Origin of the sequence: Pseudoalteromonas sp. SWN29 (assembly GCF_015864465.1) — a bacterium.
Lineage (GTDB): Bacteria > Pseudomonadota > Gammaproteobacteria > Enterobacterales > Alteromonadaceae > Pseudoalteromonas.
On record NZ_JADYXE010000176.1, the window covers coordinates 1 to 558 of the forward strand.

General features: G+C 41.6%; 1 protein-coding gene. It reads right to left on the minus strand.

Annotated features, from left to right (window positions below; genetic code table 11):
* Nucleotides 1-558, minus strand: a 558-nt coding sequence (locus I6F53_RS20365) for a prolyl oligopeptidase family serine peptidase (RefSeq protein ID WP_197240970.1), incomplete at both ends; no start/stop codon positions are given.

Here is a 558-nt window from a genome sequence, read left to right on the forward strand (position 1 = left end):
ATAGGCGAGCGCTTCATGTAATGCTCAATGTGATCCCACGGTTTACCCGGAAACCAGTAATCAGCAAAAAACGGGTAAAAATCGGCAGTTAGTACAAAGCTGATCCAATTAATAACAGGCTTAGCAACTACAGCCGCAGCAAAGCGATCGGTATGACCTACAATCCAAGCTGTTAATACACCACCGCCAGAACCACCGGTTACAAACAATTTAGACTCGTCAATAAAGCCTTTCGCTATTAGCGCATCAACGCCAGTCATTAAGTCATCAAAATCGTTACTTGGATAATTATGATGAATAGTTTGTGCAAACTCTTTACCGTATGAATCACTGCCACGTGGGTTCATGTATAAAACCACATTTCCTTTGGCTGCAAACAGCTGAATTTCAGCGCTAAAGTGTGGACCGTAATTAGCTACTGGACCGCCATGTATTTCTAGTATTAGCGGATATTTTTTGCTGCTGTCAAATTCTGGTGGGTAAGCAATCCATCCTTGAATAGGTAACTCATCGTGACTTGATTTAATCCAAATTTCTTCCACTTTAGCCAAAGCTTTG